The 12,708-nt window shown below is 37.1% G+C and carries 7 protein-coding genes; 6 read left to right on the top strand and 1 reads right to left on the bottom strand.

Annotated elements, in window-relative coordinates; genetic code table 11:
- Together EGI24_RS13515 and EGI24_RS13520 are read left to right on the top strand one after the other, a co-directional pair.
- Complete coding sequence (locus EGI24_RS13515; RefSeq protein WP_255048967.1) at nt 1-1,197, top strand: Gfo/Idh/MocA family protein; 1,197 nt, start codon at nt 1-3, stop codon at nt 1,195-1,197.
- A gap of 5 nt (nt 1,198-1,202) precedes the next feature.
- The gene (locus tag EGI24_RS13520) at nt 1,203-2,594 is read left to right on the top strand and encodes a Gfo/Idh/MocA family protein (RefSeq protein WP_255048968.1); all 1,392 of its coding nucleotides are present in this window, start codon (nt 1,203-1,205) and stop codon (nt 2,592-2,594) included.
- 45 nt (nt 2,595-2,639) lie between these two features.
- Here EGI24_RS13520 and EGI24_RS13525 read toward each other — a convergent pair whose 3' ends face one another.
- Nucleotides 2,640-3,608 (bottom strand): DUF6089 family protein, encoded by a 969-nt coding sequence (locus EGI24_RS13525; RefSeq protein ID WP_255048969.1) that lies wholly within the window; start codon nt 3,606-3,608, stop codon nt 2,640-2,642.
- Nucleotides 3,609-4,244: 636 nt separating this feature from the next.
- Here EGI24_RS13525 and EGI24_RS13530 point away from each other — a divergent pair.
- The 4 genes from EGI24_RS13530 to EGI24_RS13545 form a co-directional block, all read left to right on the top strand.
- Nucleotides 4,245-4,784, top strand: coding sequence for a hypothetical protein (locus tag EGI24_RS13530; protein ID WP_255048970.1), 540 nt, complete (start codon nt 4,245-4,247; stop codon nt 4,782-4,784).
- A gap of 11 nt (nt 4,785-4,795) precedes the next feature.
- Complete coding sequence (locus tag EGI24_RS13535) at nt 4,796-5,158, top strand: hypothetical protein (protein WP_255048971.1); 363 nt, start codon at nt 4,796-4,798, stop codon at nt 5,156-5,158.
- Nucleotides 5,159-5,684: 526 nt separating this feature from the next.
- A complete protein-coding gene (locus tag EGI24_RS13540) occupies nt 5,685-12,392 on the top strand; it encodes an immunoglobulin domain-containing protein (protein WP_255048972.1) in 6,708 nt (2,235 codons plus the stop codon).
- Nucleotides 12,314-12,708 (top strand): hypothetical protein (locus tag EGI24_RS13545; protein WP_255048973.1); only part of this gene is annotated, 395 nt, incomplete at its 3' end. The genes EGI24_RS13540 and EGI24_RS13545, both read left to right, overlap by 79 nt.

Consider the following 12,708-nt stretch of genomic DNA (forward strand, 5'->3'; position numbering starts at 1 on the left):
ATGATAAAATTATGTATTCTAGGAGGTGGCTTCATTGGCCGTTTCTATGCCGAATCGCTCATTGGTCGCCGCGGAAAAGATGAGGTCAAAGTGATTTATGCTCGAAGAGAAGAGACGGCCGTTCGTTTTGCCAAAGATTATAATGTTCCACATTATTTTACAGACATGGAGGCCGCCATTGCCCATCCTGAGACCGAAATGGTGATCATTGCACTTCCAAATTATGTGCATGAGGAGGCCGTCCACCTTTGTGTAAAGCACAAAAAAGCTGTATTGTGTACAAAGCCATTGGGAAGAACAGCAGAGGAGGCACTTCGGATGACGCAAGCTTGCGAAGAAGCGGGAATTTTTGCTGGGTATCTAGAAGATCTTTGTTATACACCAAAATTCTCAAAATCACTGGCAAGTGTAAAAGCAGGGGCCATTGGAAGAGTGCTGTGGGCAAAATCTCGAGAAACGCACCCCGGACCTCATTCTGACTGGTTTTGGGATATGGAAAAAGCAGGTGGCGGGGCCATAGTGGACATGGGCTGTCATTGCATCGAAATCTCCCGAAATTTTATAGGAAAAGACATTTTACCTGTAGAAGTAATGTGTTGGGCAGATACACAAGTAAAACCCATTGATGCAGAAGATCACGCGATAGGTCTAGTAAAATATGAAAACGGAGCCATTGGTCAATTTGAAGTTTCGTGGACTTTTCGTGGAGGCATGGATTTGCGAGACGAAGTAATGGGCACCGAGGGAACAATTTGGGTGAATTCTTGGCTAAGGACTGGTTTTGAGATGTTTACAAGTGGAAATACAGATGGGTATTTGGTAGAAAAAGCAGAAAGCTCTTCAGGATGGCAGTTTCCCGTTGGTGACGAGGCACACGAGTTGGGCTATACGAGTATGTTTATTGACATGTTTGAGGCTTATGAAAAAGGTATTCAACCGCAAGAGACATTTTATGATGGTTATGTGGTAAATGCCATTATTGATGCAGCTTATAAATCAGCAAAAACCAAACTTTGGGAACCCGTAAGCCTACCAGAATGGCGAGGACAAACAGGAATTACTAAGCCTTCGGTTTTCACTGAGTATGATGCAGAACATTGGTTTATAAAAGAAGAACTTTTGCCCAATGGAGACAAAAAAGTGATTTTAAAAAATAAGCTAAGTAATGAGATTTTAGAGAAAGTTACCCTAAAATAAAGGATATGAACAACCGCAGGAATTTCATAAAAAAACTAGGTGGAACTGCAGCTGGATTAGCAATTGGCCATGCTTCAGAAGCATCCTCAATCGAAGGTTTGGAGAAAAAAGTTCTTCATTCCCAGATAAAAACAACCGCCAATGACAAAATCAGGATTGGCCTAATTGGCAGTGGAATAATTGGTCATTACGATACCGACACAGCTTTGAAAGTAGAGGGTGTTGAGTTGGTTGCTGTTTGTGATTTGTATGATGGCCGCTTGGAAAGAGCCAAAGAAAAATGGGGAAAGCAAATATTTACTACCAGAGATTACCGTGAACTTTTAGCCAAAAAAGATATCGACGCTGTATTGATATGTACACCAGATCATTGGCATCAAAAAATAGCTATTGATGCCATGAATGCTGGAAAGCACGTTTATTGCGAAAAACCCATGGTTCAGAAAATTTCTGAAGGCATGGCTATTGTCAATACCCAAAAAGCCACTGGAAAAGTTTTCCAAGTTGGAAGTCAAAGGGCGAGTAGTGTAGCCATTTGGGAAGCCAAAAAGGTATTGGATAGCGGTGCTATTGGTGAATTGACTTACGTTGATGCATTTTGCGACCGCTCTGACGCTCGAGGTGCTTGGAACTATTCTATACCTTTAGATGCCTCACCAGCCACTATTGATTTCGATAAATTTTTAGGTCATGCACCAAAAGTGCCATTTAGTGCTGAACGTTTTTTTCGTTGGCGTAATTTTAAAGATTATGGTACAGGTGCCGCAGGCGATTTAATTGTGCATTTGTTGACGGGTATTCACACCATTACCGAGTCAAAAGGACCAAACAGAATATTTTCATTAGCAGAACTGAACCTCTGGAAAGATGGTCGTGACGCGTATGATTTGATAAATGCCGTAATGGATTACCCCAAAGCCCAAACGCATCCTGCTTTTCAAGTAATTACCCGTGTAAACTTGGCTGATGGTTCAGGGAAAGGTGGTTTTGGAATAAAGCTAATAGGCACTGAAGGTGTAATAGACATAGGTTGGAATGAATTTAAAGTAAAAACCTTAAAAAGACATTCCGCACCTGGATTTGGAGGGTATGACTCATTTGATAGTTTTTCGGAAAAACAAAAAGTGGAATTTAAAAAATGGTATGAGGCAAAATATGGAAATGCAGAGGTAGGCTATACCATGAACAAAGAGACCACTTATGAACCTCCGAAAGGTTATGATGATAGGTTAGACCACATGATCGTATTTTTTAATGGAATCAGAACAGGCTCCAAAATTATTGAAGACGCAAGTTTTGGCTTAAGAGCCGCCGCTCCGTCAATTGCTTGTAATTTGAGTACTGAAAGAAAAACACCCATAATATGGGATCCAGAGAAGATGGTTTTGAAAAGCTAAATACCCCGAACGCAGGATTTACCTAAGACTCATATTTTATAAATATCACTTTGGACAAGAGATTTTTTTGTCGAAATAATATCGAATTTGGGGTGAAGTTGTTAAAAAAGCATCATTTCCATTTTCTCCTCTTTTTGGTGATTCATTTGGATAGCCAATTATCGGAAAATATTTGTCTCCAGTTCCTGTAAAAACAGGAAATCCCTGCCGTAATGCCACTAGATTAAAAAATGCGTTTCGGTCTTTACCGTTTAAGGCCGAAAATCTCTCTTGGCTGCGGTTACTATAGGGATCAGCAGAGTTGGGATATGATTCGGATATGATATCATCGAGATGGTCAGTAAATGTTAATCGGTAGCAAATTTCTGCTGAAACATCCATTTTGGCACTAATTTTTTTTCTAATACCAAAACCTATCGGAATACTCAAGTTTAAAGTTTTACTGTCATTGGTGGTATTTATGGGCTCCCAGGGGGCTAGTTTATTATTGACTGCATCATATACCCCACGTGCTTGAGGAGCATGATGGTAAAGGCCGAAACCAGTCATAAAATAAGGCATCACAGCAGTTCTATTTTCATTTTTGACGCTGTAGAATCCGTTTTTTAGATTAATTAAAGATACAAAAGATATTTCCTTTAGGTCGTTTCTGAAATGAGAATTTCTAAGAAATTGATGGTCGAATTTATTAGATAACCCATTCAATTTATTTTGGGTGCTTAGAAAATCGTCGGCCATTATTCTGGCATAAGTGGCTAAAACCCTAAGCGAGTAATATGGATTTAAATGTCTCGTGAATGATATATTGGTATTCCATCTTGTTGAAGACGTGTAGGCAAAACGATTGTTAAATGTATGAATATCTCCAAAATATTGACTACTTCCTACACCAAGTCCGATATCGCTTGTTTTAAAATACCTTTCATAGGGTGGTCGTTTAATTCTTTGTGCATAATTGGTCGAAAAAGTAAAAAAAACTACAGAAAAAATAATGCTTTTTTTTAGATGGTTCATACCCGTGGAATTAGATATTGAAAAAAATAATAGAACCAACGCTGAAGTTAAAATTTCACTATTTCAGCTTATCTACCAGTAAGTAGAATGGTTAAAGTTCAACAAATATAATAATCATTAATGTTTAAATATATTATGGCTTATAATTAATGGTACTTTATATAAGATTTTAGTTTATGCAGGTTACAAATAGATTGTTTTATAAGAACAGGTTTTTGAAAGTATGATTATTGGTTAATTACTTCATTTCAGCAGAGTGTTTTTAATTTTAAATTGGTTAGACTAAAAACCGATTTCATTTTATTTAATTTGATGTTTATTCAATACCAGTTAAATGTGCTTTTTTTTTATCTAGACTGCAATTAGTTTTGTTCTGTAGTTACGAATTTATATAACCTTTTTTATTAAGTTATTTCTAGGAAAAAGTAAAAATTGGCGTCACAATAATATTAAACTTATAAACGATTCACTCGTATAAATTTTAGATAGCATCTTATAAATAGGTGCTTTTCTTTTTTACACTGATTGACCTGTTACCTTAATAATTTAACCCGTTGAACGGTTTAAATAAATAGAAAAAGGTAGTACATGTAACTGAAAATCAGTAATATAAAAAAATAAAGACAAATCTTTAATATGTACAACCTGAAAACAAATTACGACAAAATTTCACCATTAGTCAAGTCAGTATTGATTGATTTTTTATTTCCCGAATGTATTTTTAAAGCCAATAAGAAATATTCAGAATGGTCTGATATAGAAGCAGTTAAGTTGTTCAATTTGATTGATGCCAATAGTTTGGATTCTGAGAATTGGATGTTTTCAGAATTCAAAGATGATTTATTGTTGATTTTTCCAGAATGGATAGATTGTCCGAATTATAATCGTAGGAAAAGGCGGTTGAATGGGTGTAGAAATTCTATTTCTGAATGGGTAGCTCATCAGATTGATGAGGAAAATAAAAAAGTAATTTCAGACCCAAATCAACTACAAAATTGGATACATCCTAGGTTTCTTAGAAGTAAAATTTGCAAAGAAGTTAGCCAAATACAACCTTCAACGAGTTTTAATCCGTCCTTAAATATCCATTATTATGGATTTAAAATGCAGTTGATGATTTCACAAAAATGTGAACCATTTTCTGCTAGATCAAATCAGCCAATGTTCATGATGTAAATTATCTTGGTATGTTAGATACAATAGATAAACTTTCTGATTATGAGATAATTGCAGGTAATGATTGTCGCTCGCTGGGGTATCTGACATCTCAATTTGAGGAAGACATAATCAAACTAATAACACCTATTGGAGGCAGTATGAAAGATAGAGTAGATGTTTCGAATAGATCTTACAGATTTATACGAAAAAAAATTGAAACCCTTTTTTCGCAGCTCTGTGGTCGAATGATTTTTAAAAGAAACTATCTAAAATCATTGGATGACCTACATCCAAGAGTTTTTGAAAAGGTAAATACCAGGGCTGTTTTTCAATTCTTAAATGTGACAAATAGCAGACCAATCAATCAGCTAAAGCAGGGTATGTTTTTGTAAACCAGAAAATGGGTTAATAAAATGTATCATTTTCCATAAAAGTGAGTCTTATATAATAGCTAAAGAAAATATCGCCAACATTATTATCTCAATTAATATCATTATTTAAGTTTTTTACTAATAATATTTCACATGAATTATTTGTAAAATATTGAAAAACAACAAATTGATGATCTTCTGGATAATTTGATGGTGTTAAATATCCTATGTTTAAAGCTTCATGAAAAACCAAAAATATTGGATGGGATTATTATTTATAGCCCACCAAAAATTATGTCTTAAGACAGCTTGTTATTGTTCGTCTCAGCTAATTAACAAGACAATTAGTAACAGAATAATTTTAAAAATTAGAGTTACAGATTTATGCTTTATTGGATTACCAAATAAATATTAAAAAAGTCTCAGCCATTTTAATTATAAAAAATTAATCTAAAAAGGGAAACTGTGATTCATATCCATTAATAAAACTAAAAATTATTTTATACATCTATAAACACTCGGAGAGTGCATTTAAAATTTTAAATTAATGATGGCAAGTCCACCGTGCGTATTAAATAAAATTGGAAAATTAATACGCAAACAGAGCAAGTTTTTACTAAGCCAATATCTTATTTTTGGTATTGTGATGATCTTAGGTTTATTATCTCCAAATAAATTGAATGCCCAATGTTCCACGGGAAGTACCCCTTTTTCCGCTAACTGTAATGGTTGTCCAACGTCCGTTTCTTATACATTAGGGCCAACTACAACAGGGTTTATGTTAGATGTATTGTCATTAGATAACTCCTTTAATATATCTGTAAATGGGACTAAGATAAACACTAGAGAATTAGAATTTGAATACTATACAAGCCAAGGTACCACTGTTACACTACCTGAGTTTGTTTCTGATGGAGCTATTTATAATTCTGCGGGTACAGTAAGTATACCAGAGACTGCCAACGCTATTTGGCAAATGAATGGCACCACTGCCAATCCATTGATAAGAATAATTATAGATGGAAATGGAAATACAACGCTTTATGGTAGTAGAGTTTCAGGCGGGCCATTATTCCCTATGAGAATCAGGGGCGGATATCAAGCTTTTAATGCCGTTACGTGGAATACAAGCTCTAATAATACAGTTTCAATAACCCAAGCTGGAAGAGGGCCAACAAACATGACAGGTTTATTTATACCTATTGGAATAAACACGCCTATTTTATCAACAAACAATATTAATAATGCTTGCAATGCTAGCACCACTACACTTAGTTTATCAGGCTTAGTAACTAATACTTGTACACCAGGATCTGTTTTACAATGGCATACTGTTTCTACTAATTTTTCTAACAGTACTTTGGTTTCAAATTCTACAGCAATTGGTAACGGAACTTACTTTCCTGTATGTTTTAGTAGTGGTAGTAATTGTTATGGTTTAGCGGCTAATCCTGGAGTTACTGCTACAATTATATTACCACCAGCAGCTCCTAGCTATACGTATTGCCAAGGAGCAACGGCGTCTCCACTTACAGCCACCGCTACAAGTGGGTCTGCCCTTAGGTGGTATACTGTGGCCACTGGTGGAACTTTTACAACAACTGCTCCTACACCATCAACCGCAACGGCTGGTTCTATCACTTATTATGTTTCACAGAGATGGGGGACCACCTGTGAAACCAGTCGTACACCTATAGCGGTAACAGTTAATGCAAAGCCAAGTGCTCCTGTTGCAGCTGGCGTTACCTATTGTCAAAGAGCCACGGCATCTCCGCTTTCGGCTTCGGGTACCAATTTGTTGTGGTACACCGCTGCCACTGGAGGTACAGGATCCACAACTGCTCCTACACCATCAACACTTTCGGCTGGCACCACTAATTATTATGTTTCACAGTCATCAAATGGATGTGAAAGTAACCGCACCACTATTGCTGTATTGGTGAAACCAACACCAGATGCTCCAGTTGCCAATTCTGTTGAATATTGTCAAGGAGCAACCGCTTCGCCACTTACGGCCACTGCGACAGGTGGAGCCACCTTGCAATGGTACACTGTTGCAACAAATGGAACGGCCTCTGGTTCAGCTCCAACCCCCTCAACGACATCGGTAGGAAGTACAACTTATTATGTTTCTCAAATTTTAAATGGTTGTGAGAGTATCCGAACAGCCATAGGAGTTGTGGTAAATCCTAGTCCTAGTTTAAGTTTGAGTACGAATACGACTATTTGTCCTGGATCAAAAACTACGATTACGGCTATTACTTCAGGGGGGACTCCTTCATATACTTATGCCATAGGGAATGGGTCTTTTCAATCTGGAAATGTTTTTTCTGGAATTGGGCAGGGAACCTATGTCATTTCGGTTAAGGACAATAAAAGTTGTACAAATTCTCAGAGTATTACAATAACTGAAAATAATAACTTGTCGCTTGTAACGGAGGTTTCTTATGCTTGTACTCTAATAAATAATGGGGTAGTAACAGCCTACGGAGCAAGTACGACAGGAGGAGGAGCTGTGACCTATAATATAAACGGAGGGACTTTTGGCTCAAATGGTGTTTTTTCTAACCTTGCACCAGGTACTTATACCATAGGTGTTAAAGATAACAACTGTACCCTCACAAATAGTGTAACTGTGAACACAGTGATGGATCTTGCCTTAAGTTTAACAAGTCAAAATAATTGTATTATAGGTAGCACTGGAACGATAACCGTTTCAGCAAGTGGAGGGTTATCCCCTTATTTGTATAATATTGATGGTGGAGCATTTGGAGCTGCAGCTACTTTTAATGGTTTAGCGACAGGACCACATACTATTAATGTAAAGGATGCTAGAGATTGCTTACAAAGCCTAATAGTAACTATTGTAGAAAAACCATCTGCCCCAACAGTTACTTCTCCGACTATATGTTTAGGAAGTAATACTGTTTTGTCGGCTACTTGTGTAAGTGGATCTCCCATTTGGTATAGTAATAGTGGACTAACAGCAGTATTGCCTTCTACCTCAGTTAGTCCCACCTCTACGACAACTTACTATTCAACGTGTGAAATCACGTCATTAAATTGTAAAAGTTCACCCACTAGCTCTCTTGTAACGGTAAATCCCGTGCCAACAGTAAATGCCCTATCCAACCAGCTTTTATGTAAAGGCTCAAATACAAGTTCGGTTACATTTACAGGTGCAGTAGCTGGAACAGTTTATAATTGGACAAATTCAAATGCGGGAATTGGTTTAACAAGTACTGGCAGTGGAGACATACCTTCCTTTTCAGTAGAAAATGATGGCAATAGTCCAATTGTCAGTACAATAACCGTTACACCTTCTTTTACAAACAATGGTGTAGTTTGTAATGGAACACCTATAAGTTTTACAATAACAGTAAATCCAACACCATTTATAGATAATATCGATAACCAGATTGTTTGTAATGGGCAAAACACTACGCTTGCTATTACAGGAGCTTCTACATCATACAATTGGAGTTATAATTCAACAAATATTGGATTACCTGTTACAGGAACACTTATATCAAACGGATCAAATAGCTCTGCGAGTACTTCTTTTACTGCTATCAATAACGGTAGCGATCCTATAAATGCAACGGTTATGGTTACTCCTAATTTCACGAGTGGTGGGTTAACTTGCATTGGAACACCGAAAATATTTACAATTACAGTTAATCATACACCCACAGTTGATAATGTAACTAGTCAAGTAAAGTGTAATAATACCTCTAATGATGCTATAAATTTTACGGGCAATAATGCTTCAAATATTTATGATTGGTCGCATACCAATACTACCATCGGACTACCTGGTTCTGGTAATGGAAATATTCCTTTTTTTTCAGCCACAAATACTGGGACTAGTCCTAATTTGTCAATTTTTACGGTTACACCAAAATATGTTAATGGTGGCACTACCTGTATTGGAACTGAGAAAAACTTTAATTTTACAGTAAATCATACGCCAACTGTCGATTTTGTAGGCGATCAATTAAATTGTAATAATACCTTCACGGAAGCTATTAATTTTTCTGGCAACAATCCTTCAAATATATTTACTTGGTCGCACTCAAATGCAAATATTGGTTTAGGTAGTTTTGGTTTGGGCAATATTGGTGCATTTTCGGCGACCAATTCAGGGTCAAATCCTATTACTTCTACCTTTACTGTTACGCCAAGTTATTCAAATGGTGGAATAACTTGTAATGGTCCTAACAAATCATTTAGAATTACTGTTAATCAAACTCCTACTATAAATTCAATTAGTGATCAAGCGAAATGTAATACCAATGCTATAAATGCTATTAATTTTTCTGGAAATAATTCTTCAAACGTATATTCTTGGTCGCAGACAAATACTTCTATTGGTTTAGGTGCAAGTACTGGTTCTGGAAATATTTCTTCTTTTGCCGCAGCCAATACCGGTGCAACTCCTATTGTTTCTACTTTTACGGTTACACCTAGTTTTACAAACGCTGGACTCACTTGCTTTGGGTCAGCCAAAAATTTTGCAATTACAGTTCACCCAACACCTCAAGCTACTATTACTCCCCCATCTTTAAATATTTGCAGTGGTGATAATATCAGTATGCTCATTAGCGATGCTAAATCTGTCCCTGGTACAACATCATTTGCGTGGAATAGAAATAATACTTCGAATATTACTGGGCTAATTAGTGGTACCAACAATACTATTAATGGGGTTTTAAATAATATCACAACCAGTTCCCAGACGTCTATATTTACTGGTATTGTAACCTCCCAATTTGGGTGTGAAAATAGCACGACAGCCTCTGTTAAGGTTACACCGCCCTTGAGTGTAACTATTTCTGGAAATGAGTATTTTTGTGGAACAGGTGCCTTGAACAATACTACCTTATTGACAGCGGTGCCACTAGGTGGCATAGGAACCTATAATTATCAATGGAATTTGAATGGTTTGCCAATCAGTGGAGCCACAAATTCTACCTATTTAGCAGGAGTTGTTGGAGAATATAGTATAATTGTTACTTCCGAATACTGTACAAAAACTTCAAATAAAAAAAACGTACAGTCTTATAATTTGAATGCTGCTCCTACTATAACACCAAATCCTGTGACTCTTTGCGGTGGTGGAACAGTTACTTTTACAGCTAGCAGTTCATCGACTTTAGGTACATTTAGTTGGTATGCCAATGCAACGAGTACTTCAGCTTTGGGTACTGGCTCCACATTTACAACACCAACAATTAGTAGTTCAACTACATTTTACGCATCAAGGTCTTTTGTTATTGTAGGGTCAAGCCCTTTGGTAACTTGTGAAACATCAAGAACACCTGCGGAAGTAATAATCAATTCATCGATACCCATTCCAATAATTAGTGCTAGTTCTAACATTATTTGTTCGGGTTCGAGCTCAATATTGACCAATTCGTCCAGTTGCACAGGTACAGTTACATGGAGAAATAGTAGTTCCGCATCGGTTGGTACAGGTAACTCAATAACTGTAAGTCCGCTTTCAACAACTACTTATACAGCTTCATGCACCGAAGGCTTGTGTTCAAGTACTTCAACTCCTCTGCAGATAACTGTTAATACTATTTCAGCAGGAACTATTCAAAAAGGACTCACAAATCCTACCGGGTGCTCCCCATTAGATCCAAACATTACTGGCGTTTCAACTGCGGTTGTAGGAGCTGGTACTTTAAGTTATGTATGGCAACAAAGTATAGACGGAGGAGTTAATTGGTCTGCCGCGATTGGACAATTAAACCCAGACGGTAGTCAATTCAATCCAAATCCATTTACCACAACTACTCTTTTCAGAAGAATAGTTACGTCAACCTTAAATGGCGTTTCATGTTCAGCCATCTCAAATGTATTGGATTATGTAGTCGATCCTAACCCTGTTTTAAGTACTATTTCAACTAGTCCTTCAGCATCTGTTTGTGTTGGAACAAGCATTACATTAAGTGCTACTGCTTCTGGAGGTACACCTAATTATACTTATAAATGGGAGAAAGAAACTTCAAGTATCGGAGGAAATACCAATTCATTTATGATTGCAAGCACATCTGTTTCCGATAATGGTACTTATTTTTTGACAGTTACAGATAGTAAAGGGTGCAAAGATACTGCACAAAGAACGATTAATATTATTTCTTCCGTTGGTGGTGTTGTCTCATCAAATACAACAGTACTTTGTAATGGTTTAAATAGTGGGTCTGTAACCTTATCGGGCCACACAGGAAGTGTAGTTAATTGGCAATATTCAATAAATAATGGTGCATCGTGGATAGATATTGTTAATACTAGTATGACTCAGTCCTATACTAATTTGACAAGCACAACTCAATTTAGAGCTGTAGTGAAAAATGGCTCTTGTAGTTCTGCTACCTCATCAGAAGCCACAATTACAGTACCTGCCTCTTTAAGCTTGACCGCGGCTTCATCAAATCTAAGTTGTTACAACAATGTCTCAGGAAGTGTAAGTTTAACAGCTTCGGGTGGAGTTCCTTCTTACCAATTTGCTTTAAATGGAGGGGTTAAACAAGCATCAAATACCTTCTCTGGATTATCAGCAGGGACATTTTCATTTTCTGTTACAGATGCCAATGGCTGTGTAAATTCAATTAATAATGTGGTTGTAGCACAACCAGCTGATTTGGTGGCAACCTTTTCATCCATTAAACCTTCATGTCCGGGTGGAAATAATGGATCAATTAGGTTAGAAACTTTAGTAGGCGGAACAAGTACTTATCAATTCAATATTAATGGAGGAAGTAATCAATCAATAAGCTCAATCCCAGGTGTGCTTTCAGGTTCGTTAACTTCAGGAAATTATACCGTTAATATTGTTGATAGCAAATCTTGTGTGAAGTCGTATAATATAATTATTCCAAATGGTGCCGACGTAACACCACCAATAATTGTCTGCCCAGCTAATTCAACAGTGAGTTGTTTAAGTATTCCTCTTACAAACCCAACAGTTAGTGACGATTGCGACAATAATCCTTCGATATCGATGGTAGAGGTCAGAACAGACGGAACCTGTGCAAACACTTATACCTTAACGAGAACTTGGACCGCAATAGACATTTCTGGTAATAAAAGTACCTGTATCCAAGTCATCACGGTAGAAGACAAAACAGCACCAGAATTAAGCACTGCACCAGCAAACATCACAGTAAGTTGCGAAGCTGTACCGACAGCAGCAATCTTAACAGCATTTCTGGTAATAAAAGTACCTGTATCCAAGTCATCACGGTAGAAGACAAAACAGCACCAGAATTAAGCACTGCACCAGCAAACATCACAGTAAGTTGCGAAGCTGTACCGACAGCAGCAATCTTAACAGCGACAGACAATTGTGACTCGGCTCCAGTAGTAACTTATGTAGAAGTCAGAACCAACGGAACATGTGCAAACAGCTACACCTTAACCAGAACCTGGACCGCAATAGACATTTCTGGTAATAAAAGTACCTGTATCCAAGTCATCACGGTAGAAGACAAAACAGCACCAGAATTAAGCACTGCACCAGCAAACATCACAGTAAGTTGCGAAGCTGTACCGACAGCAGCAAT

This window comes from Lacihabitans sp. CS3-21 (genome assembly GCF_024343675.1).
Classification (GTDB): Bacteria; Bacteroidota; Bacteroidia; order Cytophagales; family Spirosomataceae; genus Leadbetterella.